Raw genomic sequence first — 24,996 nt, 5'->3', positions numbered from 1 at the left:
GGCATTTCGAGGGTGGATCAACACTGATAAAATAGCTCTTAATCGCATGCTCTTATGAGAAGCAATCCATGGGCCCAATGTGGGTCGAATGGGCTAATCGTCGTAGCATCGAATAGCACATTTTGCATTTGGGATAGCAAGATCGCCCGCATAAGCACATATGCAGCTGCGGGTTGCGGTATTATACTGAATAATGGCAGGAGGACGGCTGACGTCTAGAGTTCCTCCACTTGTCGATGGAGCTTTGACCATATAGTCCATCGAGTTTGGAAGATATCCCTCAGCTCGACAGTCCAAAATATCTGGCGAGGGTCTTGGGCTCGTGCCACTCGGGCACTGTGCAAGATACAATGTGCCGGTATACCACTTTGATTGAACAGCTTTGCATTCTTCAAAAATAAAAATCTCGTCGATGCCATTGGCTTGACGACAGATCAAATCCAAAACATACCGAGGAGTAAATTCCCGAGTCCAACACTCGGTGATCACCCCACCTTTTTCCTTCACCACTAAAGGAATGATTTTCTCTCGAGAGGCAACCTTACCGCTCCCTTTATCGAAGGTAAAAACAAGATTCGCAACATTCACATCTGGAGCAATGGCCGCGACTTTGCGTAATTGAATTCTGGATAACTTCACACCACGGTCCGTATCTCCACTTTTGATAATAGATGAAATCTCGGCGCCATTCTTTTCGTGATTACTAAATCCCTCAATCAGAGTTCCCTGCTCCCCGCTGACCAGTTTGATTCCTTTGTTTCCTAAATTTAAAGTGCATTCGTTGTTTTTTGCTAAGGATCGTCGAACTGTAGCGACGGTATCTTCCATATCCAATGATCTTTTCATTCCATTGACGTATTTGAACGAATCCGCCGCGAATGAACTTAAAATCAACATTATGATCGAAGTCAGACCAATGGAGACCATGATTTGAATCAGCGTAAATCCTCGACGATTCATCTTGGCACACACCTTACATAAGTCTGCACCGGAGTCTGCCCCTCCAAAACAGAAGCCAGATGTTCAAACTCACAACTGTCACTAGATGGGTGCGCCTTGGATGCGCTTGCAACCTGCGGTTGCGTCATCGTCGCATACACTCCGGCATCGGTGACATAGGTTCTAGGTGGTAAAGCCACGGCCCCTTGCTTAGACACTTTACATAACTTCATGGCCGACAAATCAGGTCTGTTGGAGTAGCGTTGAGGCACTGCCATCCGGCGACTAGATCCACAGTCTGCTTCATCCAAAGTAATCCCCTTCACCCACTCCACTTCGGCAATGTCAGCACATGCAGCAGTCCCCGGTGGCGCCGCAGGAATCAGGTAATTATGCATGGGATTGTAGTTCGAAAATCCCCAGCCTCCATGCTGACAAAGTCGTTGGGGAACCGTATATAAGCCGAACGCTGAAGTCGAACAAAAGACAATGCCTGAACTATTGAAGCCCACGTACAACGGAAGGGCTCGAGTGATTCCGCCGCCACCAATCGCCTGGCTGCCCTTTTCAAAGTAAAATACCAACTCTGCAAAAGCAGTATTCGCAGTCAATCGCGTGACGGGCACCAAACGAATTTCTTTGATACTTACCCCCGAGGGATCAATTGTTTTTCCTGCGCTTAAGATGTCTTCTTGCTTATCATTTACCAGATTATAGAAAGAGATCTGTTTTACTTTTTCTCCCGCAACATTGTCGGGATTGAATCCCACGTGACCCGCTAAAATAGAAGTACAATATCGCTCATCGGAACCAAATGCTGCTGTCACATGGGCCATGGCGTTCTCAATACTGGTGTTTTGATTTCCAGACTGAACCCCCAAGGCCATGCTTCTCATTTGAGTGATGATTCCAAATATCGAAACCGCCATAATTCCTAGGCTCATAAGAACTGAGAGAATAGATATGTGTCCACGTTGTGATTTAATCATGGATAGACCGTCCCATCGATGCACATCTTTGATTCAGGATCGAAAAAATAAATGGGGCCTGAGAGTTCCTGGCACAAGAAGTCTTCCAAAGTTTTACCGGGATACTTTTCAGGATACGGTACCGTCGAAGCAAAGCAATCGGTAAAAACACCACTACCATTGGTCGCAAAATAGAACGGGATTAGAACGGGCCTCGAGTTCAGCGTCTCGGTCGTTTCGAATTGAATTTCTAGATTTACTAAATACGATTTCGTTCCCCGGAGCTCACTTCCAGAGGAAAATATTTCCGGTGATGATTCCAGAAGTGGAGCAAAACCAATTTTAGATATTTTTACCCCGCGAGAAAAACTCCCACTCGCAAACAGTGTTTCAGGAGGAGTACTCGGCGCGGATGTCGTAAAGCGCGCATCAACAATTTTAATTCTTCCCTGCTTTGAAGCCTGGATAGCTTCTTGAATCGTTCGCCCAAAAGCCCCAGTTCTTAGATTTTGGCGACATAGATCATGATGCGTAAAAAGCATTTCTAAACGAGCACGTAGCCCTACAGCTGATTGATCATTCCGTTCCTTGCTTGCCAACGAGTTTCGCGCATTCACTTGCGAAAGCCCTGTGACAACAAGCACGCTGATCACTATCACAGAGATTGAGATGGCACCGACCATAAACCCATCTTGATCACTGCCTATGAATGAGTTGTTCCCCAATTTTTTGATACACGCCCCCCAGGCATACATCCCATGTTTAGGTTAGCAAAACTCTTTAAATGTGAAATTAGGAAACAGGAAAGGAATCTCGTATTCCAGGAGCGATACACTTATTTAACGTTTTCGAATTACTCTGAAACAATCCCCGTTTTACAACGAGACAAAATTCAAAAATTTTGAAGTCAACGTATGATAGTGATTGCAAATTTGAAATTAAGGAAAGTCGAACTAATTGTATTTTTATTTATCACTTTGCGGGGATGAAGAGCGTTTCAGGCATAAAAAAAACGAAGACTAAGCTTCGGTGATTTTGGCCATTTTTAGAAAAAATGGCGGGCCGTATGGGACGAGTTTAGAACTCAGTATCTAATATTATGGATGTTTTAACTTACTATATTCCAATATAAACTGATCCAACTTTTCACTCTGTCCTTCTTTTTTCGCCCATCTTTTTATTTTATCCAAAGACACTGGATGCTTCTCACAAACCCATAAAGCGTGAATAAGACTACGACGGTCATTCCAATGAAACCAGGCTGCGAGACGATCCATCACACATTGTGTGGGCGAAAACATCGTTACTGTCGTTTTACCAACCTTCAACTGCCCTTCTGCCTTCACCGGAATCTGCTCTCCAATCGCAACCGGACCTGATGGAAATTCCACATATAGCTCCGAATTGGAGTGATTGAAATAACGACCTTCTCTCTCAAATCCAATCTCCGCTAGAGCTTTAGCTATGGCTTCGTGAGAATATGGCGATATGAAATCCAGATCATGTGAAGCGTGTCTTTCTTCAGTGTAAATAGAAACACAGGCGCCTCCAACGAGCACACAAGAGATGCCGTACTTTTCAAGTTGCTGAACGACTGCCGCCGCAAACTGTTTACGGCTCATTGCTTTTGTTATTTTCATAAGGCTTTATTCTTTTTGCGAGGGCGCATGCGCTTCATAAAATATTGCTCTTGCTGATCCAATGGAACATTCGAAAGTGCCTTTTGCAAAAGCGCATTGAGTTCTTTAAAAAGAACCCATCCCTTATTAAGAGTATAAACCCGCGTTCGCCCTTTATCTTGGCCAATCAGAATGTCTGCTTGCTCAAGCTTTAAGAGCGTTCTTGCCACTTGGGTCTTACTTATCTGAAACGTCTTTGCAATTTCCAAAGCATAGCTTTCCCCTAGCGCTGCAACTAAAAGAAGGCTTTTCTCTGTTGTCTGACTTCCAAAAAGATCTGCAAGCATAATTACCCCTATTTAGGGTAATATCGTCCTAAATTAGGACTTTATCAAGTCTAGCTATAAAAAAGACCTAAATTAGGACTATATTACCCTAATTTAGGACGTTTTTGAGCATAAAAAACTGAAGACTCAGCTTCGACGATCTTAGACCTTATCTCAATACGCCCACTTCTTAAACTGTGGTGTCGCCCCTCACCTCTCAACCACAATTTTACCAATGCTTGATCCACTCTCCAAAATCTCATGGGCCTTTTTGATGTTGTCTACGCTAGCGCCATTAAATCTTGATGTCATCGTCGTCTTAACTTTGCCTTCGTCAACAAGCCTTGCGACTTCACTTAAAATTTCACCTTGGGTTTCCAACTTATATCCAAACAGCGTTTTGGTAAACATGAGCTCCCAATGAACAGAAATGGATCTAGCTTTAAAAGACACGACATCAAAAATCGCAGGATCATCAATGAGGGCCAAATGACCGAACGGTCGGATAATCTTAGATAATTGTGACAAATACTTTTCCGTGTGATTGGTACCAAATACGGCATCAACCTCCTTGATGCCAATTTCGTTTAGCTCACGATCTAAGTCTTTACGATAGTCGATAACATAATCAGCGCCCATCGACTTCACCCACTTCACTGAATCCTCCCTAGAAGCCGTGACAATAACCTTAGCTTTCGTCAAAGACTTAAGAAGCTGAATGGCAATGGACCCAACCCCACCCGCTCCTCCAATTATCAAAACGTGAGAGGCCTCATTGAGGTTCATCTCGGAGCGCGAGATCATAGCCTCCCAAGCAGTTAATGATGTCAGCGGCAATGCCGCCGCTTCAGCAAAATCTATCGTCTTCGGTTTCAAAGCAATAACTCGGGAATCAATCGCTACTTGCTCCGCGTAGGAACCTGGTCGAGTTAAATCACCTGCTCCATACACTTCGTCGCCGACCTCAAATTTTTTAACACCACTGCCAATGGCAGAAATCACACCTGCCACATCCCAGCCAAGAACAACTGGTTGGCCATCTTTACCCGATCTGGAAATACGAATTTTGTAATCCACTGGATTTACGGAAAATGCCTTTACGTCGACCAAAACATCCAAGGGCCGCAACTCTGGTTGGGGCAATTCTAATTCTTTAATTTGAAAATCAGCAACACTGTGTGCTTTGTCATATCCAAGAGCTTTCATAACTTCTCCCATCAAAATACTAAGATTATACAACCTGCAAAACTACTTTGCCTTTGGCTCGGCCTGATTCAATATACTCAAAAGCTTTATTGATATCAGAAATCCAATAGGCTCGATCCACAACGGGAACCAAAGCACCAGACTCAATCAGTTTACTAATTTCGTCTATCTGAAAACCGTTAGCTTTCATAAATAAAAATGAATAGTCGACGGAACGCATTTTTGCAGATTTCCTAACCTTACGGCTTATCAAATAAATAATTTTCTTCATGAGCCATGATAAACCTACATCCTCTGCAAATTTAACATCGGGAGGACCAGAAATAGAAACGATCTTTCCTCCGGACTTTAAAATACGGAATGACTTATCTAACGTCTGAGAATCTAAACTATGCAGCACAACATCGTATTCTTTCAATTTATCTTCGAAGTCTTCGTTGCGATAATCAACGATCACGTCGGCACCCAAAGATCGAACCATCGCTTCATTAGCCTTACTAGTCGTCGTGGCAACTTGAGCCCCCAAATATTTTCCAAGCTGAATGGCGATAGTACCTACGCCTCCAGATCCAGCCTGAATAAAGACTTTTTGCTCTTTTCCAAGATGGGCTTTTTCAACAAATGCTTGCCATGAGGTTAATGCCACCAGCGGCAATGATGCGGCATCCACCATTGACAATTTCTTTGGTTTTATTCCCAAGTCATTTTCAGGTACGGCAATATACTCAGCAAACGAGCCCGGTGTCGATACTCGTCCATAAACTTCGTCACCAATTTTAAATCGACTTACAAGTCCACCGACCTGAGTAACTACACCCGCAACATCGTGTCCCAGTACTAATGGAAAGTCATAATGAAACATTGCTTTAAACGCGCCGGATTTTATCTTTGCATCTAATTGATTAATGCTAGCGGCATGGACTTGAACCAAAACCTCATTGTCTTTCAGCTTAGGAACGGAAAGATCTCTTTCTTGAAAAGTCGTCGTTTTGCCATATCGATCGATAACAAATGCTTTCATAAAATTTCCTAGATTTTCTTACCCAGGTTGAGTTCCAGATCACCAGGCTGCTGTAAGCCTTTTTCAAAAAGAGCTTTGATTCGATTTCTTGCCTCAGGCATCTGGAGAGATGCAAAGAACTTCACCTGAGTATCCATAATTTCATCATTTGTAGGAACTCGGGCGCGACTATTCATAATCTCCTTAATGGAAGTTATTGCAGACTTGTCGAATCCAGAAATTCTGCCAGCAAGATCATCCACGAATGCATCTAATTGACTATCGGAGATGGCTCGATTCACCCAACCATAACTTGCAGCCGTTTCGGCGTCATAGTCATTACCACTCAAAATAATTTCAAGTGCTCTCGCTCGACCGGTCAGCAAATGCAGTCTTTCCATTCCTCCACCGCCGGGGAATGACCCAATACCAATTTCAACTTGAGCAAAAATGGCTTTTTCCTTGCTCGCAAAACGCATATCGAAAGCTTGGGCGAACTCGCTTCCCAAACCTCTTGCCCGACCACGAATTAAGGCAATACTTACGAAGGGGGCTTGTTCAAGGCGCTTAGCAATGTCTGGCCAAGAAATCGATAGCCCCGTTTTGCCGACACCTTTTGGAAAGTTATGCACATTAAGTAGTTCAACGTGCGCGACAAAAAAATCTGGATTAGAGCTTTCAAACACGACCACCTTAAGGTCCTTATCCGCTTCCATTTCATCCATTAACTGAATCAGTTGTTTGGAAAACTCAACATCGTACATATTGATTGGTGGATTGTTGAAACTTACCTTTAGGTATCCATCGTTTATTTTTATTTTTGTGAAAATCATTGTCATCCCCTTAAAAATTTCAATTAATTTATTTACGATATCTTTGCGCTGGAAGTGCGCGTGAGAGGTTTGGACCAAGAGCCAAACGCGCCTGATCTAAATTTATCCAACCTGCGATTTCAGATAAGGTCGGAATTGTTACGACCTCTCCGTTATCCAGGCCCACAAGTGCGGCATCAACCATATCACCGGCCTCCATCACCTGCTCTTGAGGCAGATAATTGATACCCAAACCAGAACGATCCCAAATTTCTGTACGAGTCATCCCAGGTAGTACGACTTGTATTTTTATACCTTGATTCGCGTATTGCTTATCCAGAGCTTGCGTGAAATTTAAAACGTAGGCTTTACTTGCACTGTAAACTCCACCCATCAACTCCGGCGCCAAGGCCAGAACCGAGGATATATTAATCAGCGTGCCGGATTTTTTATTTAGAAAGTTTTTGATCGCTGCTGCTGACAATCGCGTAAGCGCTGTAATATTCAGTTGTATCAGTGAATCGATTTGATCTGCGCTAACTTCAGTAATTGGTTTTGAAACTGATGCCCCGGCATTATTAATCACCATATTGATATTGGTATCTGCGGCAATCCTAGTTTCTAAACGAAGTACATCTGCTGTTTTTGTTAAGTCCGCCTGAAATACTTCGGCCAACCTCCCCGTCTCTGTACGAATTTTATCAGCCAGCTCTTCCAAACGCGCCACATCTCGAGCTACCAAGAGAACATCATAGCCCCGCTTCGCTAAACGATCAGCATAGACTGCTCCGATACCCGATGAGGCTCCAGTCACCACTGCCATTCCAAGTTTGATACCCATAAGATCTCCTAACCCAGTATAAACCGATCAGTTTACCTGATGAGACAAAGGTAAACCACTCTGTTTACAACGTCAAATAGTTGTTATATAATGGTCTCAAACAAGGACATTCACTATGGATTCTAATAAGATAGACAAGCGCGACGAAATCATCCAGCAGGCCTATAGGGTCTTTTACAAGGAAGGCTTTCACAACGCCGGCGTTGATCTTGTGCTAAAAAATACGGGGATTTCCAAACGGACCCTTTATAAGCATTTTCAATCGAAAGAGGATCTTGTCCAAGCTGTCATTGAATACTACAGCCGAGTTTCCTATCAAGCCTTAGACCAGTTCCTGAGTAAATACACATCACCTGCTCAGAAAATCTTAGGGATATTTGATTGGCTTAGAGAATTGGTCGACAAAAAGCACTTAAGCGGCTGCATGGCAATCAATGCCAAACTTGAATACTCACAGAAAAACTCAGGCATCGAGGCACAAAGCTGTCTGCACTTTCAGGCTGGCGAAAGTATGTTCAGAACCTTTTGCGAGGAAGGTAAATTAAAAGACCCGCGAAATACCGCGAAGCAAATCCAAATAACCTATCTTGGCGCTGTCATTACGTGCCAGGCAGATGGAAATTCAGACGCTGCAGTTGCTGCAAAGTCTGTTGCTAAAATGCTAATTAATGCTTCTATGGATTGAGCCAAGATCGCAGTCAATGATCGCAAATTATTTAAAGTTTACAGATAAGGCATAAAAAAACCGAAGACTAAGCTTCGGTGATTTTGTGCCATGTTTTCTGAGAAAAAATGGCGGGGTGGACTGTTCATCTAACCTGTTGTCCTTCTTCATCTCGAATAAAACGGGTTTCCGCGACGAGCGACCGATGCGGTGAATTCCAATGGGGTTAATTATTAAATGTTCGATTTGAGGAAAGACGCGAAATTTTGTTGGAGTTTGGGCACGGCTTCGCCCCAGCCACAGAAATTGATGACCGAAGCAAAGATTTTTGCCGGAGATTTTTAGATCTGTCGCATATAATAATCAAAGAAGGTCAGCGAATACGCCAACACAACGAATACACGCGGATGCCTCTGAAAGAAATCGAGAAGCCACCCGCCCGTCACATGGTTGATGCCCGCAAAGATCGCCGCCATCAAAAGACCGTTTAACATGCCATCGTCCGTAAACATTTGAACCTCCTAGGTTCGGTTTGTTTCGAATAATATGCTTGTTCGTTACTTAAAAATGACGTTGCAGATGCAGGTTTTTAAAAGAAAGTTGAGCCCGTTGCCGGGCCCGGCGTCCTACCTAGAACTGCGGTCTCACCGCCGTTCTCCCGTAGAATTCAAACTGATAGCGCTTAAAGTCCGTAAGGTCTTTAAAGAACACGTACTTTTTGAGTTTACCGATTTGAAGGTGAATGCCCTCTTCATCGATTTTGCGCAGTTTCGCGAGATTCGCGGACAAACGATGCGATTCCACGGTTTTGAAGTGGAAAAGGGCTTTTTTATGCACTTTATCCTTAAGAGCCATGTTGATATTGCGAATTCCCGCGACAGAGAACTCAGATTCAAGAAGACCGACAACTTGGTATTTTTCCATGTCATCTCTTTCTCCAGCATTGCTGGGGTTTAAGTTCGCGGCAATGTGAAAACGTACCGCTTTAAGGTCCTTTACCAAGATCGCCATCCAACTGATTCCGTTCCCAGCAAGTTTCCTCACAAATATATAAACGGGGCAGAAATGACTTCGGGCTTCGTTTTCCATCATCCGCACACTCACTGGATGCCAGCACCCTGGTTTTTCCACTATGCGCACACTCAACTGGTTCTTAGATATGCTTCCTGTAGAGAAAATAAGACCATCGCCATATCAGATCGAATACGTTCGAATTGAATCGCAGACTGGCATTTTTCAGTGTGAGTAAAGGTGCACAAGTGCCTCACGGGACAGTGTTCGGTGTGCGCAAAATGGATGAGACCGGGGTTTTAAATGGATGAACGGACAGTTCGATCCGTTGAAGTGTGAGAATAAGTGCTGAACCTGGGGCTTAATAGCCCTTCAGCTGCAAAGCCATCGGCATGATCTGGTATTTCGGAACCTTCAAGTATTTCGCCAAAGCTCCATACCAATCCTTCGGACTAACTTTCGCCAAATCCAGGTCATCGACCGTAAACGGATTCACACCGTTGGTAAGCAGATCAATCAGATTCAATGCATCTGCCGAACTTGTCTTCCCTTGAGCTTTCAGAATTGTCGATCCCATACTAATCAAAGGCACCATTGGATCCGCCAAGAATTCTTCCGGACTCACCATCGATTCGTTATCAGGCATATTTTCATACGCCATTTTGATTCTTCTGATTGTGCTATCGTCGATCATGCGATCCTGCCTTGTCTTCATTTTAGCACAAGCCGGCATATTGATCCCCCGATTCATAACCAAGTCCCAAAAACGAGCACCATTTACATGATTCCTAGTTGCCAACAAATCGCTTCGAATAGGTTTTACGGATTTGCTTATGGTCAGACCAAATGATCCCGCCAGTTCTAATATCCGTAAAGTTAAGGGTAAGCTTGTAGTAGACGGTCTTTTCTTTAACAGTGTCTTGGACAATTGAATCCAGGCGACCATTGATAATATACGCTGGACCGACTTGCTGACCTGAAGCGACTGGGGCTTCAACAGATCCCGAAGTCTGATATTCCAGCTCATTAGCAATCGATCCGCGAGCTTCCTTGTCGACAAATTGGATTGAACCAGTCTTCATAAGCTCAACCCTCACCATGTCCATCACACTTTGAGTATCGATGTGCTCCGAAGTTTTATTTTGCAAAGATGTGATCATTGCGACTGGCTTCCCGTAATGAAGCTTGATGTAGTTTGTTCCTTCTAATGACTTAACAAGAGAAGAAACCGCCAATTGCATATCAGACTCGGACCACTGGTCATTCAAAAGATTTTCACGTTGAACGTCATCATACTGACCCTTAATAAAGGCCTTCGGACCACAAGAAGACAAAGAGAGCATCAAGCATGCACACATGAGAATTTTCATAACTTTACTCCTCACTCTTGGCAATCCTCTGGGTAAACTGCCATTTGACCATTTGACGTGATTGCTGCTGTAAATTGGATACCCGAAATATCGTCGTCACCAGTGATTACGGGCATTTCGATTCCAGAGCACTTTTTCAACTGAAACTTGTAAAATCCAGTAAAGGAATGGCTACCGACAGTACAAACAACGATTTGAGAAGGAGCCACATTCACTAATGTTTTCCATACCAAACCGTTCAAATTGCTTTCTTCAGAATCCGGTTGGAGTTCAGAAGTTGTACCATTGTCGCAAGTGAAATTGACCGAAACTCCGGATGAATTGATTGCATAAGCTGTCACGCTAACAGTTGATACTGAGTTAGATTTCGCGCACCCCATTCCGAAAAACGAGGTTGCACTGAGAATAGCTACAAGGATCCATGTCGCTTTCATATTAAAACTCCTTGCAATCAAACCATAAACCTAATGCCGACGGGATTGTCTGCGCATTTATTGCATTACCAGTAAGGGAAACATTTATACTTTTCCCAGATGAAGTGACGAAGTCATTACTAGATGTAAGGGCTGAGCTTGAAATCACAGAGCGATTTTTAACTACAGAGCCATCGGCCCACATGGCGGTAATTTCACACATCATATTAGAAGGAATGCTATTTTCGAACACGATGCGTTCATCAGCCGACGAACCAGATGACTTGCGATGAGCGATAATTGTACGCTTTTGATCAGAGCCAAAGGTAATGCTATCTCGCACCTCATTCGTAACAGATAGGCCGAGAGTAATTCCCGCCGAACTCACAGCCGCGTTCCCCATTCCTATTACCGCATTACCCACCCCTGTAATTGAGTTGTTCGTTCCGACTGCGACGGAGTTCTGTCCCGTCACCGAATTCTGCATACCGATTGCGGTTGTAAAATCCTGGGAAGCGGTATTGTACTGGCCAACAGCTAAGGAGAGATTTCCTGATGCGACTTGAGTATCGACACTTCTAGCGTTCTGTAGATCCAAAGAATTGGGACCTAAAGAATCTCCACCATCAAGTAACTTAAACGCACTGTTGTTCTGAAGGCGCTGATACGAGTTATTTGCTGTGTCAGCAACGGATGAAATATAAGTCTGAGCGCTACTGATTTGGGAACTTAAGGAGCCGAGCGTAGTCGTAAGACCTACAACTGCCGACTGCGATACCGAAATTCCAGAGCAAGAGAATGCGTCCGTTAGTGAATCATATGAATACTTCTGCGAAGACAAGCAAACAGGCAGTTGCGATTTGGAGACGTAAGATCCGGAACCAGTGGCCTCAAGCGCTTCGATCCGTGGAATCAAATCGGACACCAAGGTTGCATTAGTATTCACTACAGCCTGATATTGATCATTAGAAACGCCTTCAACGGAAACTGTTTTGGTTCCTGATTCCAGACAAGCTGAAAGTGAAAAGCACAAAATAGATGTGACCAAAGCTTTAGAAAGCATATCTAACTCCCATTAGGATTGAACTATTCGTTTGAATTTGACCGTAAATACCAATGTCATTCGTTACGAAGCGCGTATAGTCAGCCGAAAGAACCTGCTCGTAAGAGCGCTTCATCGAAACTGTCAGGCCATTAACCGATGTTTCAGTTTCTGTCTTCGAGTGTCCGATACCGAAACCAACCATATTCTTTGGAGCTTCATTCTTCACAACACTCACAATTTGCACCTGCGGTACGAATTCCGCCTGTGGAGCTGGCTCGATCGTGAGCGTCTTAACGATGGTCTTTGTGATCACGGTTGGCATGCATTCAGACTGCTCATTTGTAATCGGTACGTAAACAGGGACCATCTCAACTTTTGTAATGACTTGAGTCTGCGCAACCGAAGTCTGATCAACATCCACTGGATAAACGGCAAACTTGGATTGAATAACCACGCCGACGGCAATAAGAAGAGTTATCTCGATTACTGCCTCTATGATCTGCTTAGCCATTTTGAACCTCATTAAGTGCTATCAGTTCTTTCAAAATCTCGCCATCAGAGTATTGAGGAAAATAAACGCGTATCAAATCTTGATGGGGATTTAGCTTTCTATAGAAGTTTGTCTCTCGAAACGCGCCTAAGTGCATTTGACGGTCGTGAAGCTCGCTCAGAATTCCTACAGCCATTAGCGCGACAAAGTTCGTCTTACGATACACGCATGACTTCAATGTTTGTTTCAGCTTCGCTTGCGGCCTACCTAAAGTTAGAAGTGCAATAGAGACCCGTCGAATCTTACGCATAATCAAGCTGCACAAATCCTGTCTGTGCATTTTTAGCTCTTGTTTTCTAATCTGCTTAGACGATGTTTTCATCGACTACTTCCATTTCAGGATAGCGTATGTGTTTTTGTTGCCGTTCTTCGTGGACAAGACGTAATTGAGTTCTCTTAAAGAATTCAATTCACTAATAATCGTTCTACGGGAGAGTCCAGTTGCTTGAACGAGTTCCGTTTGAGTGGTGGTTGGATTTTTGCTAAGAGAAATTAATATGCGAAGCTTATTTCCGCGTAGATCGGAATCTGGATATTCCTCAAATGAAACCTCACCAATGCGAAAAGCTTTATATGAACCAACTGTCTCTTGGATCAACAGAGATGCACCAACAAGGCCTTCAACTAATGCCTTTTTTGCTCCAAACTCATTTCTCATTTGATTGATGTTGTATGAAACAGAAGGGTTCATTTGGGGCAAAGTCTCGATTGCCCCCGTGAACATAGCTCCATGAATCGTTCTGTTGGCTAGCAACTGCGAAGCAACTTTCATCTTAACCTCCTAAAGATAAAGGAGATAAAAGTGTGAAGATGTGCCCCTCGGGGCAAAGATTTTTCGATGATTCCGTCAGGATTAGGGGGTTAATTATTGATATGGGTCGATTTCAAACCGGATCACTTTTATTTTGCACATAGTTTGCGTCATCCCATCACCGCTCCATCACCATTTCCATCACCACTTATCTATCCATACTCATTCATCATTTTTGAAAGGGTGACGATAGTGACGATAACTTCATTGTTGTAGGATGGTTGTGGAAATTAAACTGATAGCGATAAACGAAACGGCAGTAATCCATCACCACCGTCACTCCATCACCCTACCGATGAGAACTGCACGTTGGAAATAGCCGCCATAAAATGCTGGCCATCCTTCTTCTTGATCTTTGCGTAACCTATGGCTTCGAGTTCATCGTAGAAGCTATTTCGACTCAGGGGATGCCCAGCATTTGCATATTCGACAAAACGAACGAAGCTTCTGTAAAGTTCATCACCTAATGTAGTCTTTTCTGACTTATCTAAACCGGAATCTTCAAGCCAGAGTTCCACTTGTGATTTGTTTCTGATCGTTTCATTTTGCACCTTTTCAATATCTTTAATGAAGGGAAGAATTGGCGAACTCAATTCAACGTCGATACTTTTCCACAACTCATTAAAATCAACTTTGTCCAAAAGGTTCCAATCAAGATGATCGGCATCCAATTGCCAGAATCGGCGCGCACCCGAAGTATCTCTAACGATCTTATTCAACGGCTGATTAGAACTGCCTATCGCAGTATGTGCATTGTGTGCAGTGATTTGTCTATTGTGTCCCAAAACACGATACGAAACCTTGGAAGACGTAATGCCATTTTTGATAGCTTCAATATCAGCGCGATCCGCTTTTTGCATTTCATCAAAAACAATTACGAAGCTTTCTGCTAAGTTGAAAGCCTCCCTCGAGTCTGAGTACATGGAAAATCGCCCACCATCGTTTGCAACATCGGAAACCGGAGCAACCAGGCGGCCAATCGCAGTGGTTTTTCCCTTTCCTTGGATTCTACCAACTAGGACTGGCATCATGTGGTAAACCACCTTGTCATATTTCCCACATAGTTTCATTTTAACCTGCCACATAAAGTGTTGAAGAACTGCAATATGCAGTTTATCCACGCCCCCCGTTAGAGCTACACAAAGACTCTCCCACTCTTCAGTTCTTAGCCTTCCATCAAAAGCAACCTTTTCAACGACTACATCCTTAGCCTTCTTTAGTGCTGTAATTTCATAGTTCTCTAAAGCTCTTAGAATATGGTCACGGATAATGCCTGCCCGAGAAGCCTCGATGACCATATCGTTTGAAACGAACAAAGATGAAAGCTCTTCGCTATCTCTTCTGTATGAACGAGTTTTGTGGTTAAAAACCAAATTCTTCTCCGCCAACCATTTGACGATCCACTCTCTAGGGTCTTGGTATCCTGGCTTATTTAAATTTAGGGCAGCAGACATTTCAACCCAAACCGACTCAATCATCGAGGCCTCAAGCTCAGTAAGCGCAATTGAAGACCGTACATATTTGACAGCATCCCTCTTAGATTGCTTAGCCAATATCGAATTGTAGATAAGTTCTCGTACATTATTTAATTTTGATTGGTCCATTTGCTACCTCTAACTTATTTTGAGTGTTTGCAATTTGATCCGGTGTTTTAATTACAACAGTAATTTTGTGATCGCCTGGATTATGAATCTTAATCCCATTGTCCAATTCAATTGTTTGGCCGCTTTTGACTAGCATGAGAAGCCCCCCAATTTTTTCCCGACTTCTTTTGAACGCCATCTTATCCCACCTTCCCGATAAACTTAGATCGTCCGTTTTTGTACTTTTCGATTAAATGGTTAATCTTCTCCATCGTGCTCTGAGATTTCTGTGGCTTCCTAAAACCATCATAGTGATCCCACGCATATTTGAAGGTCTTAAGATGTTGTTCGACCTTGGCACGATCGCAGGATAGATTCAGAGCAGCTTCGACCAATGCCAAAGCACCCTCCAGTTCACTTCCTTCGCCCTTGAGATTTGCCGCCACATGAAGAATTGCTTTATTTCTTTGACCATCTTGTCCACCAGTTGCCAAAAACTCCTTCGAAGCAGCCGTTAAATTTTGTAAAGCGAAAGATTCGGCGATTACGAATGGTTCCCTTTTTACTTGTTTAAGCGACTCTGGGGCGACCAGATCGATGGTTTTTCCGAAAATTCGAGAAGCATAAATGGAAGTCGAAGGTGCAAAGTATCTCGCGGCCTCCATTGCTTGCTTATCCCCGGTAATGCTAAGCTCTTTGCAAACATGCTTGATAGTTGCCTTTAATTGCGCTGAATTGGTGCAAGTCTCGGACAAGAACAATATTACTCTGAATCGATCGCAAACTACCTCAACGCCCTTTTTAGGCTTTGGCTTTTGATGGCTTTTTGACGGTGCAATTACGTATTTCATCCCAGCCGAATCAAGAACAAGCTTGCACTGCTCGATTCCCATGCCTTCATCAATATCCAAACCAATCACATCTGCCGATATGAAGTTATCTAACTTTCTGTAGTTGTCCCGAAAAACCCCGGGAGACCAGTTGTTCTTTAGGATGCACTTGGATAGCTCTCCAAAGGTGAGGTTGGCCGAATTAAAGATGACCATGCTGTCTTCTCTACCAACTCCAATCTTATAGTTTTGAAATCCGGAAGCCATATTCCCTCCTACTCATAAAGGAGACAAAAGCTTAGCTATCTGCCCCTGCAATAGGATACGGAATTGAAATTTTCCCTTTTTGAAACAGTAAATCTGTGTGCAGGAAGCAATATAGCTCTCGAAAGCCCCAAAAAGGTTCTTTTCCGTCCCGAAATATTTTTCTTTTTTATTTATTTTAAAGGGGCACTTCGAGGCTAATCAGTCTCCTTTATATGTAGGAGACCTATTATGAATCTAGCCATTTCGTTAGCAATGTTACTGTTCGGAAGCCTGCCAATGTTTGGCTTTGCGGTGCTTTGCATTTTAGGTATTGCTGCCGTATTTAATCCCAAATTGATAGCCATTCCGATAATCAAAGGTCTCGCTCTGTCATTCCTTTCGATTACGTCTTTCACTTATATTCTGCTCGCACCAACATTTATAGCGCTACAGGCAATGTGCAATTTATCGGGCCTTGCACTTCACTTGTCGAGAGCCGATTTCATCGGGCCATTCTGGGCGCCACATGTTGGAATGATGTTCTTTTCAGCGTATGGCGCGCTCGCACTAATCACCCTATTTGTCCTATCTGATTTCTCTGGATTAGGCATTTTGTCCATTCTCTTAGAGCCTGTCGTCGCGATCCTAGCTATAGCGGTATCCGTTGTAGGACTTATCGCTGCCAGTTTCGATGGATCCCTCGGGGCTTCTTGGCAGGGATTTGCAATAATGGCTGTAGTTGGAATTACTCAATTGGCTTGGAATAAGCACAGCCCGTCAGAACAGAACTTTCTTGGCGAAGGCAGAAATGAATCATTTTTTAAGGCAGCTTTCGGAATCGGTGACTCACCTGCCTTTTCACACCAAGGCAAATTTGCAGACGAGTCCGAGCTAATACTGGCGACTGACTACGCTCGCAGAGTAATTTCGGTGATCATTCTATTGCTGCCCCTTTCCCTATTTAGAATCGCGCCGGCAGGTGCAAAGTACTCCAAGGATACTTTCACCAATGACGTAAATCGAGTGGTCGCTACCGTCAAAGAGGGTTCAAACTGCTTCGCTGATGTATCTGGTCGACTCATTGCCATCACCCATACTTATAAGTCTGTACCTCTTCATCTCGACTTAGAATCTAAGGTCTTTGAAATTGCGCGCACGTATTGTCAAAGAGGAGTCGTGAAATGAAGAATCTAAAATCTCATGAAGAAAGTGTCTTGGAGTCACAACTAATTGAAGAGCGAGTACTTGGTCCAACATCTTTCTTATCAAATTCTAGTGGAAAGTTTAGCTTCAATGTCGAAAAGATCGCTCGCCTAACAGTCGCACTAATTATTTGTGACATTGGCTATGGGTCTTATCTTTGGGTTGCAGCAACTGTAAAGTTGGCATTCGCATCCTCCAATGGACAGTTGAAATACAATACGCACGATGAACTTGGAAATCCAATTCAAATTCCACTTACGAAGTTATGGTGGATCATGCACTCTCGCAACGATTTCAAACGTAAGATGTATCCAATCATCAATATGGGGAATTAACATGATTCTGTTAGTAGTTTTGGTTATCTGTATTCTCTACCTAATCGGCTTGAAATTCAAAAAAAAGCCAATTACTGGTGAATCTACAACGGCCCATATGATGAATTTCGGAATGCAAAAAGTTTTCAAAAAACTTCTCCTTGTGGGATTAGAAAAGGTTGAAGATACGACGGCGAATAAGTACGGTAGATATATCTCTCGAAAGTATGAGATAGAAGTGCCTCCAGTGGTGAACTTCCATGACAATAACGAAATCGTTATTACGTTTGCCCCGTCAGTGCCCAAGGCTCGCATCAAAGAAACAGTTCGCGGCCTAGGCGTGGAATTGCATAAGCTCTCTGCACTAAGTTCTCCACTGGTATTAATGTCGTCTACTGGATATGCGAATCAGTACCGTTATAAAGTTTCAACTGAGGTTGAAGCAAAATTACATGAACTATTAGAAAAGGCGGGACTTTGCGCTAAACGTGGTGATGAGTACGTATATCCAAGTTTTCATTTTACAGACAGCGGGGCGATTTGTTTAGACTGCTCCGACTTACCATTGAATATTGAAGACATTAAAGGCGCCATCGACGACTTCAACACTCTTTCTGATAGAAAGTACTCCCGTGACTTTGTGGAGAGAGTTGGCAAAACATATCTAATTCACCCCTTGGTAGCCCGTGAATTGGATTTTGGTCGTCCAATTGAAGAAAGATTTAACGTATTCAATGAGCTAGTTATTAAACCAATGCGTGAATACTTCTCTAAAAATCACCAAATGCTTTGGTATATCGGTGAGCTTTATGACGGTAATATGAACATTGGAACGAATCATTTGTTTGAGCCAATGGATTCCTCCCCTCACATGTTTTTGGCCGGAGTAACTGGTTCAGGAAAATCTGAATCCGCCGTTACAATTCTTTCGGCCTTAAAGATTGCACATGGCGACGACGTGAGAGTGTACGTGGCGAACGGTATGGACTCTACAGACTTAGACAGTCTTGCTAACTATCTATCTGACCGACCTGTTGCTTACAATGGAGAGAATCTAGGGAAACCAGCCCTGTGCTACTTAAACGATATGCTCTTAATGGCGCGCAAAGAAGCCGTATTCCGCGCTGAAGAATTCAGAAATAAAAGTAAATTGACTGGAAATGAAATTGTAAAAATCCAACAATACCGAAAGTACGGATTCAAAATGCCCGAAATTGTTATCTTTGTGGATGAGTTCAGAGCATTTATGCCATTCATTAAATACAATGAGAACAAAGAAAAAGAAAACACGGTAGCATTCCTTTTGCAGAAAATTTTGGCGGAGTACAGAAAATACGGAATTCACCTTATTCTAGGGACTCAAAAAACCCGCGCACAGGACGTCCCAAAAGATTTGGCAGACAACCTCGGCCTAAAAATGATCCACAGAGTGGAAACGGATATGCAGAACTATCTTGAAACTATCGGGATGAATTTCGGGTCGTTCTCTCCATCTGCAATTCCAAAAGACAATGAGAGCACTAAGTTTGAGGAATCAAGTAAGGGTCGCTTTATTTTACCTACGTCTGGCTATCATTGTAAGCGCACAGGGGGATCTATCATTCCAGGCAAAATGCCTTACTTGTCGTTCAACCGTCCCAAATTCTACGCATCTCTCGGATTTGCGGTTCAGATTCACAAACCATGGGACGATTCGGTAATTATTAACGTTGATGACATTGATCCTTTTAATGAAGTCGACCTATACAACCGATTTAACAAAGCATTCTTTCAGTTCCACACCAGCGAAGAGTTGTTCCCCATCAGCTCGATAAAAGCAACGTTCTGCTTCAATAAGGTAGAGGTAAACGGCAAGACCATAGGGTTTGGCTTTGTCAGTCCGGATGAATGTACTCCGGACAATGCAAGAAAACTTCTATCCTACAAGTTAGATGGTTATGTATGGGTTCTCACCTCAGATAAAGATACTGATGGCATCAAAAAAATGAGCACCTTGGCATCAGAGTGTCCATTCGTACAAGTTTGGCCTTTGCACAAATATCGCAAGGAGCTAATTCGTAACCTTATCGCCTTGAATGACCAACGAGATATTGATGATTGGTTCGTGAAGGAAATGGATGATTGTGCAACATATTCGAAAGACATAAATAAAAAGCCAGGATTCTCCTTCGCCCCTACAGACAACTCGTCAATCGATGAAGGCGAAAGTAAGTGGAAAATTGCCGGCGTTACTACAAAGGAATTGGAGCGTATCGCGGCGTTAAAGGGTCACACTGACGCTCAAAAAATCAAAAAGGGTAAACTATTTGAACTATTTATCGTGGAAATGCTGAAGGAGATGGGCAACGAAAAAGTTCACTACGATAAATCTCTGAAAAACCAATTCATCCCTTGGCAAGACGGCGATGGGGACTATGGTTTAGACATTGTAATTGAGAAGGATAACGAACTCATTCTTGGGCAGTGCAAAAACTTTGCGTGGAATATAGGCAATAAAGCAGTCCAGCAAATCGTTGCGGCTAAATCAATTGTCGAGGGCTACCTTTCTGAAAAGGGTCTTACAAAACCAATTACGCAATTGTGGGTTTTCGGAACGAATGACTATACGACTCCTGCCGAAACACAAGCAAAGTACAGCGGCGTGCAATTAGTTGATATGGCGACGCTCCGCCATTGGGTTAAAGAAGTCGAAGATAAAAAGCCTGAAACTCGCGGTAGAAAGGCAATCATTCCCGCAAAGGGCATATTTGAAGATGCAGAAGTTCAAAGAATTGCGGACCAACTCGAAGAGGCTGGCGTAACGCTAGCTAATTCATCGAAGGGTTCAAAACTAGATTTTAAAAACAAAGTCTTCGCTCTTTCAAATCAGGAAGACAAAGAAAGAACGCTAGCTGCGCTTCTTCTATTTCTAACTGAGATTCAGCCAAATGAAGCTCTCGCTGAGCACGACTTCGTATTCAACGAGTCTAAATCCGATTACTCGAATCGCGATTTGCATCTAAATTACTTATTAAGACGACGTATTCAAAGTCGATACATCAATGAAGATTTGGCTCCGGCCCTAGAAGTCGACGTTAAAGTCGAACTTAGAAAAATTCAAAGAGAATACCGAGAGCAACTCCAAAAAGAATATTCCGTCCATTTAATAGATAAGGAGACTTCAAATGAGCGCGTGTAGATTGTGCGGGAAACCTCTATCCAATTCAGAATCGATTGCTAGAGGCACTGGTCCTGAGTGCGCCGGCCACTCTGAAGCAAGTAACTTAATCATGAATGAAGCTGTGACCGATATTGCAGCCCTAGAAGAGAGCGGACTTTCAGATGAAGTGTTCCAATTAGCGCATCCAAAGACCTTCAAAAAGACCCCAGAAGAAGAAATGATGGCTGATTTAGATAAAAAGCGATCTGAAGAGCAAAATGCTTTTGCGAAAGCTATTCTCGATAAGGATTTAAAGTCATTTGAAAAACAGCCATTTCTCAATGGATTCAAAGAAACAAAGGTAGTTCGCGGCAATAAGGTTTACAAGGTATTAGGTTTGGAAAACGGAGAACTGTACACCTTCGAAACTAACGAAAGTGCAGCGGAGCATTGGAATAGAATTGCTGGCGAAAAATTTGACGAAAGTACCGCCCTAAAGCTTATAAACCAGCACTATCTTCGCGTAAGTAAAAGATGTGCACGGATGCGAGAAATTGAAAATGAACGCCTGAATGTGCTTGTATTCTGTGCGTCCGCAATTCTAAGGCATGTATGCCGTTTATCCGGTAAAAAATCAATTCTGTCGTTTGCATATAATAAATTGTCCGGCAAATATAACTCGAAGAAGATGTGGGCTCGCAGAAAGACGGCAGGAAGACGAGTTGCTAATCTTCAGCTTCGCAACAAAGAGGACTATCAACGCACAGTTCTCAAACGACAAATGGCAAAAACAAAGTTTCAGAAGCAATTCGCTGCAAAACAACGTAAAGAACAAGCAGAGTTTAAGCGTCGCCTCAAACGAAAAGGCTTTGCTGTATGAATTTCCAAAACATCACCGACACCTTAGCTTCGCACCCTCACTACAAAGGTTATTTTAAGAATACCCAAGTGAAATGCCACGTTGTCGATATGAGTCGACCAAATGCGTATGCCAGTTTCGAAATAGAGGTGCTACTTTTTAAAAAGAGGTTCATTGTAATTTACGATGAGTTGATACATCTACTTACCAGTGAAGAGCTAAAAGCAGTAATTGCTCATGAACTGGAACACCATAGAAATGGTGACTATAATCGCTCATCGAAAGCTGACCTATTTGCAGTAATCTTGATGGTTATTCTAATATTTTGCTTCCTGGTATGCGCAAAGCTGTTCCCTCAATCCATTTCAATTTCATTTTTATCTGCTGCCACTATAGGCGCCATCTCACTAAAAGCAATTTGGTCACTCTGTTCTTCATATTATAAGAGACAAGCTGAATATCGCGCCGATCGCGCAGCTTCAATTGTCGTCGGTTCAGAAGCAATCATATCAGCACTAACAAAAATTGATTCGAATGAATCTTCCGTAAATTACTTCGCAGATCATCCGTTAACATCCGATCGGTTAAAGCGACTAAGAACATAAACCTTCGTCTAAACATCATTAATAACTAGGGAATTCACATTTCGTATGGAATTGCACCTATCTTATGAAGAATGGCGTTCTCTATAAAAAAATATTAAGTAAAAAAAGCACATTTCTTCCCGTGAAAATTTGCACATTGGCCATTTAATAAATGAGGGGCAATACCGCTTTCCTCCACGAGGAGAAATATATGTCTTCCAAGAAGTTATTAAAGCCAGCGCAAAAACAAATGTTAACGATTGAATTCCTAGAAAGATTTAAAGAATCTTATTCATTCTATCACCACTCTGAGACCCGTCTCACATCCACCACAAAAGACGACATTGAATCTGACGCTGTTGTCCTTTTCTACGAAAAGCTAAACTCTTTCGATTGCTCGAAGTGCCCCTCCGATCCCGAGTTAATCAATGCATTTGCGAAGTATATGTTCGTTTACCACACGCAAAGTAAGCGATCTTACGAATCATTAATTTCCGAAAACAGCGACTCATTCGAAATGGACTGCCTCAGCGACGGCTATAACGAAGATGCCGCAATCAGAAATATGCTTCTTCCGGAAATTCTCAAATGCATTGAAGAGATATTGGAGCTTGCGCCGGATTTAGAAGAATCCATCGCTAACTGGCGCACAAACCCAAGCAGCTTAGATCACCTCCAATATCGATTAAATGATTTCATGATAATCAATAAAGTCGATTTCATCGTTAGGGCTCAAATTAAATCCATCTTGGATAAATTAAGAAAAATCACGGCGTAAGGGGCACATCGGGACAATACTGTCTCCTTTATATGTAGGGGGAAATATGAAACTCAGTAGAGCTATCCTCGCCCGCAAATTCAGAGAACTGAATGAACAAATCGATTCGGAGCCTCAACCTCACATCAGACTGGCACTATTAAAAGTTAGAGCGCGAGTTGCGACAAAACTGAACGCAGGAGGCCTTGTATGGCTTGCCTAGAAATTTCCAGACGGATTCTCGTCATAAGCGATCTACATGCTCCATACGGTCATCCCGATACTGTCAGATTCCTTACAGCGCTAAAGCGTAAGTATAAATTCGACAAAGTCGTTTGCGTAGGTGATGAAGTTGACTACCATGCAATTTCATTCCATGATTCGGATCCAAATCTTCCGTCTCCAGCGGTCGAGCTTCAGTTAGCCATCAACAAGCTTAAGCCCCTTTATAAGCTATTTCCAAAAGTTGAAATCGTCGACAGTAATCACGGCTCCCTCGTTATCAGAAAGGCTTTAGCACACGGACTCCCTCAACAAGTGTTCCGCACCAATCAAGAAATTCTTCAGGCACCCAAAGGCTGGAAATGGCATTCTGACTATAAGTTCAATACACCGCTTGGACTGGTTTATATGTGCCATGGTAAGACTTCGTCACCGGGTAAGCTATCTCAACTCTATGGATGCTCCACTATTCAAGGCCACTTCCATGAGCGCGCCGACATTACATACACATCAACCCCAGAAAAACTAATTTGGGATATGCACGTTGGTTGCTTGGCTGACGATAAATCACGCGCAATGGCTTACAACAAGGTAAATCCGAAACGTCCAATCATAAGCGTGGGCATCATTATCAATGGCATTCCTCAATTAGTACCGATGGTCCTCAATAAAAGAGGCCGTTGGATTGGAACCCTGTAGGGGTATGTATGAATGCAAAAATATGGTTAGCAAACTTCCACCATGACAAGACTGAGAAGATGTTCAGAGATTCAGTGCTCAAGCATAATATCGAGTCGATGAACACACATGGTAAAGCCACGTTGAGTTGTGCTGTGTTGAACGAAGAGTCTCGGACTGTGGATCTATTCCTGATTTCAGATTCCGATCCATCAATCGAAGATGTGATTCAATTTAGGAATGCTGGGATCTATGCACGGGATCTTGGTTACATCATGAGTTCCCAAACAATCGTTGCGAACCGCCTTCTCGCCCCTTCCGTTTCAAAAACGGCCAAGGCATGCGGTATAGATTTTTGCTATCAGCCAACCTCAGTTCAAATGAAAACCATTCGCGCACGAAGAAAAAGAGGTACTTATGTTAGACGTTAAGGCAAAAAAGTTAGGTTCGTTTCTGAAAAGTGCATACGTTAAGTCATTGCGAGAAGGAATCTTCTATTTAATTAGAGCATATCCAGAATTAGACCGTCAGCAGTATTTGAATCTTCTACGTAAGGAAGTAGATCCATCCTTTGAATCCAATCACATCACCGGGCGCATCAACGAATTATTAAACGCAGAAATGGTGGATGAAGTCGGTTACATGGATTCATCAAATGGCACACGAGTAGCTAAGCTTCGTGCAAAAAACATGTCGTACAACGACGGCTGGTCGCAATACGCATCCAAAAGAAAATCGGAACGAAATAGAAATCCAGCGTCACAAATTGGGAAAGAATTAGTAAGAATGAATAAATTAATGCGAATGCTTGTAAACTCTAATTCAGAGGTGTGCAGCCGTATTTATTCACAAGTACTGACCAAAGTTCCAACAAAGAATTCTCTTAAAGAAGCCAACGATAGAGTTGAATCATGGTTGCGTGGCGGACTACAGATTCGCGAAGATATTTTGGTTCGCAAAGAAGATATAGCGAATTTCAAATTTGATGATGAAGATGCCGCATAGG

The 24,996-nt window shown here is 42.9% G+C and carries 31 protein-coding genes and 1 pseudogene; 11 read left to right on the top strand and 21 right to left on the bottom strand.

The features are described from left to right. Positions 1-93: 93 nt before the first annotated feature. The 9 genes from ACLVWP_RS06515 to ACLVWP_RS06475 form a co-directional block, all read right to left on the bottom strand. Positions 94-960, bottom strand: a complete 867-nt coding sequence (locus ACLVWP_RS06515; RefSeq protein WP_413560779.1) for a type II secretion system protein J — start codon at positions 958-960, stop codon at positions 94-96. Beyond that, entirely contained in the window at positions 957-1,928 is a 972-nt protein-coding gene (locus ACLVWP_RS06510) for a hypothetical protein (RefSeq protein ID WP_413560778.1), read from the bottom strand. The genes ACLVWP_RS06515 and ACLVWP_RS06510 overlap by 4 nt, the downstream gene beginning before the upstream one ends. Then, positions 1,925-2,590: a hypothetical protein gene (locus tag ACLVWP_RS06505; protein WP_413560777.1), complete on the bottom strand. Its 666-nt coding sequence runs from the start codon at positions 2,588-2,590 to the stop codon at positions 1,925-1,927. The genes ACLVWP_RS06510 and ACLVWP_RS06505 overlap by 4 nt, the downstream gene beginning before the upstream one ends. A gap of 414 nt (positions 2,591-3,004) precedes the next feature. Further along, a complete protein-coding gene (locus tag ACLVWP_RS06500; RefSeq protein WP_413560776.1) occupies positions 3,005-3,547 on the bottom strand; it encodes a hypothetical protein in 543 nt (180 codons plus the stop codon). Beyond that, the gene (locus ACLVWP_RS06495) at positions 3,544-3,873 is read right to left on the bottom strand and encodes a winged helix-turn-helix domain-containing protein (RefSeq protein WP_413560775.1); all 330 of its coding nucleotides are present in this window, start codon (positions 3,871-3,873) and stop codon (positions 3,544-3,546) included. Before ACLVWP_RS06495 ends, ACLVWP_RS06500 begins: the two co-directional genes overlap by 4 nt. A 189-nt stretch (positions 3,874-4,062) precedes the next feature. Next, positions 4,063-5,058, bottom strand: coding sequence for a zinc-binding alcohol dehydrogenase family protein (locus ACLVWP_RS06490; protein WP_413560773.1), 996 nt, complete (start codon positions 5,056-5,058; stop codon positions 4,063-4,065). A gap of 25 nt (positions 5,059-5,083) precedes the next feature. Further along, on the bottom strand, positions 5,084-6,079 hold the full coding sequence (locus ACLVWP_RS06485) for an NADP-dependent oxidoreductase (protein ID WP_413560771.1): 996 nt from the start codon (positions 6,077-6,079) through the stop codon (positions 5,084-5,086). A gap of 8 nt (positions 6,080-6,087) precedes the next feature. Further along, positions 6,088-6,891, bottom strand: coding sequence for an enoyl-CoA hydratase/isomerase family protein (locus ACLVWP_RS06480; RefSeq protein ID WP_413560769.1), 804 nt, complete (start codon positions 6,889-6,891; stop codon positions 6,088-6,090). Positions 6,892-6,919: 28 nt separating this feature from the next. Then, positions 6,920-7,711 carry an SDR family NAD(P)-dependent oxidoreductase gene (locus ACLVWP_RS06475; RefSeq protein ID WP_413560767.1) on the bottom strand — a complete coding sequence of 264 codons (792 nt, stop codon included), beginning with the start codon at positions 7,709-7,711 and terminating at the stop codon, positions 6,920-6,922. A gap of 115 nt (positions 7,712-7,826) precedes the next feature. Here ACLVWP_RS06475 and ACLVWP_RS06470 point away from each other — a divergent pair, with 115 nt between their 5' ends. Further along, on the top strand, positions 7,827-8,396 hold the full coding sequence (locus tag ACLVWP_RS06470) for a TetR/AcrR family transcriptional regulator (RefSeq protein ID WP_413560766.1): 570 nt from the start codon (positions 7,827-7,829) through the stop codon (positions 8,394-8,396). A gap of 320 nt (positions 8,397-8,716) precedes the next feature. Here the strand turns inward: ACLVWP_RS06470 and ACLVWP_RS06465 are convergent, their stop codons facing one another. The 12 genes from ACLVWP_RS06465 to ACLVWP_RS06410 form a co-directional block, all read right to left on the bottom strand. Then, on the bottom strand, positions 8,717-8,887 hold the full coding sequence (locus ACLVWP_RS06465; protein ID WP_413560764.1) for a hypothetical protein: 171 nt from the start codon (positions 8,885-8,887) through the stop codon (positions 8,717-8,719). A gap of 118 nt (positions 8,888-9,005) precedes the next feature. Further along, on the bottom strand, positions 9,006-9,386 hold the full coding sequence (locus ACLVWP_RS06460; protein WP_413560762.1) for a hypothetical protein: 381 nt from the start codon (positions 9,384-9,386) through the stop codon (positions 9,006-9,008). A gap of 361 nt (positions 9,387-9,747) precedes the next feature. After that, entirely contained in the window at positions 9,748-10,101 is a 354-nt protein-coding gene (locus ACLVWP_RS06455; protein WP_413560760.1) for a hypothetical protein, read from the bottom strand. A gap of 73 nt (positions 10,102-10,174) precedes the next feature. After that, entirely contained in the window at positions 10,175-10,756 is a 582-nt protein-coding gene (locus tag ACLVWP_RS06450; protein ID WP_413560759.1) for a penicillin-binding protein activator LpoB, read from the bottom strand. An 11-nt stretch (positions 10,757-10,767) separates the two neighbouring features. Beyond that, positions 10,768-11,190: a hypothetical protein gene (locus ACLVWP_RS06445; RefSeq protein WP_413560757.1), complete on the bottom strand. Its 423-nt coding sequence runs from the start codon at positions 11,188-11,190 to the stop codon at positions 10,768-10,770. Between the two features lies 1 nt (position 11,191). Next, the gene (locus ACLVWP_RS06440; RefSeq protein WP_413560756.1) at positions 11,192-12,232 is read right to left on the bottom strand and encodes a hypothetical protein; all 1,041 of its coding nucleotides are present in this window, start codon (positions 12,230-12,232) and stop codon (positions 11,192-11,194) included. Then, positions 12,222-12,725, bottom strand: a complete 504-nt coding sequence (locus ACLVWP_RS06435) for a hypothetical protein (RefSeq protein ID WP_413560755.1) — start codon at positions 12,723-12,725, stop codon at positions 12,222-12,224. The genes ACLVWP_RS06440 and ACLVWP_RS06435 overlap by 11 nt, the downstream gene beginning before the upstream one ends. After that, entirely contained in the window at positions 12,718-13,086 is a 369-nt protein-coding gene (locus ACLVWP_RS06430; RefSeq protein ID WP_413560754.1) for a hypothetical protein, read from the bottom strand. Before ACLVWP_RS06430 ends, ACLVWP_RS06435 begins: the two co-directional genes overlap by 8 nt. A 3-nt stretch (positions 13,087-13,089) precedes the next feature. Then, the gene (locus tag ACLVWP_RS06425) at positions 13,090-13,536 is read right to left on the bottom strand and encodes a winged helix-turn-helix transcriptional regulator (RefSeq protein ID WP_413560753.1); all 447 of its coding nucleotides are present in this window, start codon (positions 13,534-13,536) and stop codon (positions 13,090-13,092) included. A 323-nt stretch (positions 13,537-13,859) separates the two neighbouring features. Continuing rightward, positions 13,860-15,128: a VapE domain-containing protein gene (locus tag ACLVWP_RS06420; protein WP_413560752.1), complete on the bottom strand. Its 1,269-nt coding sequence runs from the start codon at positions 15,126-15,128 to the stop codon at positions 13,860-13,862. A 28-nt stretch (positions 15,129-15,156) separates the two neighbouring features. After that, positions 15,157-15,357: a hypothetical protein gene (locus tag ACLVWP_RS06415; protein WP_413560751.1), complete on the bottom strand. Its 201-nt coding sequence runs from the start codon at positions 15,355-15,357 to the stop codon at positions 15,157-15,159. Position 15,358: 1 nt separating this feature from the next. Next, positions 15,359-16,255 carry a hypothetical protein gene (locus tag ACLVWP_RS06410; RefSeq protein WP_413560750.1) on the bottom strand — a complete coding sequence of 299 codons (897 nt, stop codon included), beginning with the start codon at positions 16,253-16,255 and terminating at the stop codon, positions 15,359-15,361. 228 nt (positions 16,256-16,483) lie between these two features. Between ACLVWP_RS06410 and ACLVWP_RS06405 the strand changes: the two genes are divergently transcribed. The 10 genes and pseudogenes from ACLVWP_RS06405 to ACLVWP_RS06360 all read left to right on the top strand — a co-directional run bounded on the left by ACLVWP_RS06405 (position 16,484) and on the right by ACLVWP_RS06360 (position 24,995). Further along, a complete protein-coding gene (locus ACLVWP_RS06405) occupies positions 16,484-17,419 on the top strand; it encodes a hypothetical protein (RefSeq protein WP_413560749.1) in 936 nt (311 codons plus the stop codon). Beyond that, complete coding sequence (locus ACLVWP_RS06400; protein WP_413560748.1) at positions 17,416-17,772, top strand: hypothetical protein; 357 nt, start codon at positions 17,416-17,418, stop codon at positions 17,770-17,772. The genes ACLVWP_RS06405 and ACLVWP_RS06400 overlap by 4 nt, the downstream gene beginning before the upstream one ends. 1 nt (position 17,773) lies before the next feature. After that, positions 17,774-20,929, top strand: a complete 3,156-nt coding sequence (locus ACLVWP_RS06395; protein ID WP_413560747.1) for a restriction endonuclease — start codon at positions 17,774-17,776, stop codon at positions 20,927-20,929. Next, positions 20,916-20,963: pseudogene (locus tag ACLVWP_RS06390) on the top strand (hypothetical protein); the annotation flags it as partial. The gene ACLVWP_RS06395 and the pseudogene ACLVWP_RS06390, both read left to right, overlap by 14 nt. A gap of 57 nt (positions 20,964-21,020) precedes the next feature. Next, a complete protein-coding gene (locus ACLVWP_RS06385; RefSeq protein WP_413561598.1) occupies positions 21,021-21,770 on the top strand; it encodes a hypothetical protein in 750 nt (249 codons plus the stop codon). Next, positions 21,767-22,354 carry a M48 family metallopeptidase gene (locus ACLVWP_RS06380; RefSeq protein ID WP_413560746.1) on the top strand — a complete coding sequence of 196 codons (588 nt, stop codon included), beginning with the start codon at positions 21,767-21,769 and terminating at the stop codon, positions 22,352-22,354. Before ACLVWP_RS06385 ends, ACLVWP_RS06380 begins: the two co-directional genes overlap by 4 nt. Positions 22,355-22,544: 190 nt before the next feature. Continuing rightward, positions 22,545-23,111 carry a hypothetical protein gene (locus tag ACLVWP_RS06375; RefSeq protein WP_413560745.1) on the top strand — a complete coding sequence of 189 codons (567 nt, stop codon included), beginning with the start codon at positions 22,545-22,547 and terminating at the stop codon, positions 23,109-23,111. Between the two features lie 189 nt (positions 23,112-23,300). Continuing rightward, positions 23,301-24,011 (top strand): metallophosphoesterase, encoded by a 711-nt coding sequence (locus tag ACLVWP_RS06370; protein ID WP_413560744.1) that lies wholly within the window; start codon positions 23,301-23,303, stop codon positions 24,009-24,011. 8 nt (positions 24,012-24,019) lie between these two features. Continuing rightward, a complete protein-coding gene (locus ACLVWP_RS06365) occupies positions 24,020-24,421 on the top strand; it encodes a hypothetical protein (RefSeq protein WP_413560743.1) in 402 nt (133 codons plus the stop codon). Continuing rightward, on the top strand, positions 24,408-24,995 hold the full coding sequence (locus ACLVWP_RS06360; RefSeq protein WP_413560742.1) for a hypothetical protein: 588 nt from the start codon (positions 24,408-24,410) through the stop codon (positions 24,993-24,995). The genes ACLVWP_RS06365 and ACLVWP_RS06360 overlap by 14 nt, the downstream gene beginning before the upstream one ends. Position 24,996 lies beyond the last annotated feature (1 nt).

Origin of the sequence: Bdellovibrio sp. HCB209, assembly GCF_047306065.1 — a bacterium.
Lineage (GTDB): Bacteria > Bdellovibrionota > Bdellovibrionia > Bdellovibrionales > Bdellovibrionaceae > Bdellovibrio.
This window is presented reverse-complemented; position numbering and strand designations above follow the sequence as displayed.

Excerpts from the sequence above, each read along its gene's own strand:
- ACLVWP_RS06515 (WP_413560779.1), bottom strand. The coding sequence starts at position 960 with ATGAATCGTCGAGGATTTACGCTGATTCAAATCATGGTCTCCATTGGT.
- ACLVWP_RS06510 (WP_413560778.1), bottom strand. The coding sequence starts at position 1,928 with ATGATTAAATCACAACGTGGACACATATCTATTCTCTCAGTTCTTATG.
- ACLVWP_RS06505 (WP_413560777.1), bottom strand. The coding sequence starts at position 2,590 with ATGGTCGGTGCCATCTCAATCTCTGTGATAGTGATCAGCGTGCTTGTT.
- ACLVWP_RS06500 (WP_413560776.1), bottom strand. The coding sequence starts at position 3,547 with ATGAAAATAACAAAAGCAATGAGCCGTAAACAGTTTGCGGCGGCAGTC.
- ACLVWP_RS06495 (WP_413560775.1), bottom strand. The coding sequence starts at position 3,873 with ATGCTTGCAGATCTTTTTGGAAGTCAGACAACAGAGAAAAGCCTTCTT.
- ACLVWP_RS06490 (WP_413560773.1), bottom strand. The coding sequence starts at position 5,058 with ATGAAAGCTCTTGGATATGACAAAGCACACAGTGTTGCTGATTTTCAA.
- ACLVWP_RS06485 (WP_413560771.1), bottom strand. The coding sequence starts at position 6,079 with ATGAAAGCATTTGTTATCGATCGATATGGCAAAACGACGACTTTTCAA.
- ACLVWP_RS06480 (WP_413560769.1), bottom strand. The coding sequence starts at position 6,891 with ATGATTTTCACAAAAATAAAAATAAACGATGGATACCTAAAGGTAAGT.
- ACLVWP_RS06475 (WP_413560767.1), bottom strand. The coding sequence starts at position 7,711 with ATGGGTATCAAACTTGGAATGGCAGTGGTGACTGGAGCCTCATCGGGT.
- ACLVWP_RS06470 (WP_413560766.1), top strand. The coding sequence starts at position 7,827 with ATGGATTCTAATAAGATAGACAAGCGCGACGAAATCATCCAGCAGGCC.
- ACLVWP_RS06465 (WP_413560764.1), bottom strand. The coding sequence starts at position 8,887 with ATGTTTACGGACGATGGCATGTTAAACGGTCTTTTGATGGCGGCGATC.
- ACLVWP_RS06460 (WP_413560762.1), bottom strand. The coding sequence starts at position 9,386 with ATGGCGATCTTGGTAAAGGACCTTAAAGCGGTACGTTTTCACATTGCC.
- ACLVWP_RS06455 (WP_413560760.1), bottom strand. The coding sequence starts at position 10,101 with ATGAAGACAAGGCAGGATCGCATGATCGACGATAGCACAATCAGAAGA.
- ACLVWP_RS06450 (WP_413560759.1), bottom strand. The coding sequence starts at position 10,756 with ATGAAAATTCTCATGTGTGCATGCTTGATGCTCTCTTTGTCTTCTTGT.
- ACLVWP_RS06445 (WP_413560757.1), bottom strand. The coding sequence starts at position 11,190 with ATGAAAGCGACATGGATCCTTGTAGCTATTCTCAGTGCAACCTCGTTT.
- ACLVWP_RS06440 (WP_413560756.1), bottom strand. The coding sequence starts at position 12,232 with ATGCTTTCTAAAGCTTTGGTCACATCTATTTTGTGCTTTTCACTTTCA.
- ACLVWP_RS06435 (WP_413560755.1), bottom strand. The coding sequence starts at position 12,725 with ATGGCTAAGCAGATCATAGAGGCAGTAATCGAGATAACTCTTCTTATT.
- ACLVWP_RS06430 (WP_413560754.1), bottom strand. The coding sequence starts at position 13,086 with ATGAAAACATCGTCTAAGCAGATTAGAAAACAAGAGCTAAAAATGCAC.
- ACLVWP_RS06425 (WP_413560753.1), bottom strand. The coding sequence starts at position 13,536 with ATGAAAGTTGCTTCGCAGTTGCTAGCCAACAGAACGATTCATGGAGCT.
- ACLVWP_RS06415 (WP_413560751.1), bottom strand. The coding sequence starts at position 15,357 with ATGGCGTTCAAAAGAAGTCGGGAAAAAATTGGGGGGCTTCTCATGCTA.
- ACLVWP_RS06410 (WP_413560750.1), bottom strand. The coding sequence starts at position 16,255 with ATGGCTTCCGGATTTCAAAACTATAAGATTGGAGTTGGTAGAGAAGAC.
- ACLVWP_RS06405 (WP_413560749.1), top strand. The coding sequence starts at position 16,484 with ATGAATCTAGCCATTTCGTTAGCAATGTTACTGTTCGGAAGCCTGCCA.
- ACLVWP_RS06400 (WP_413560748.1), top strand. The coding sequence starts at position 17,416 with ATGAAGAATCTAAAATCTCATGAAGAAAGTGTCTTGGAGTCACAACTA.
- ACLVWP_RS06395 (WP_413560747.1), top strand. The coding sequence starts at position 17,774 with ATGATTCTGTTAGTAGTTTTGGTTATCTGTATTCTCTACCTAATCGGC.
- ACLVWP_RS06385 (WP_413561598.1), top strand. The coding sequence starts at position 21,021 with ATGAATGAAGCTGTGACCGATATTGCAGCCCTAGAAGAGAGCGGACTT.
- ACLVWP_RS06380 (WP_413560746.1), top strand. The coding sequence starts at position 21,767 with ATGAATTTCCAAAACATCACCGACACCTTAGCTTCGCACCCTCACTAC.
- ACLVWP_RS06375 (WP_413560745.1), top strand. The coding sequence starts at position 22,545 with ATGTCTTCCAAGAAGTTATTAAAGCCAGCGCAAAAACAAATGTTAACG.
- ACLVWP_RS06370 (WP_413560744.1), top strand. The coding sequence starts at position 23,301 with ATGGCTTGCCTAGAAATTTCCAGACGGATTCTCGTCATAAGCGATCTA.
- ACLVWP_RS06365 (WP_413560743.1), top strand. The coding sequence starts at position 24,020 with ATGAATGCAAAAATATGGTTAGCAAACTTCCACCATGACAAGACTGAG.
- ACLVWP_RS06360 (WP_413560742.1), top strand. The coding sequence starts at position 24,408 with ATGTTAGACGTTAAGGCAAAAAAGTTAGGTTCGTTTCTGAAAAGTGCA.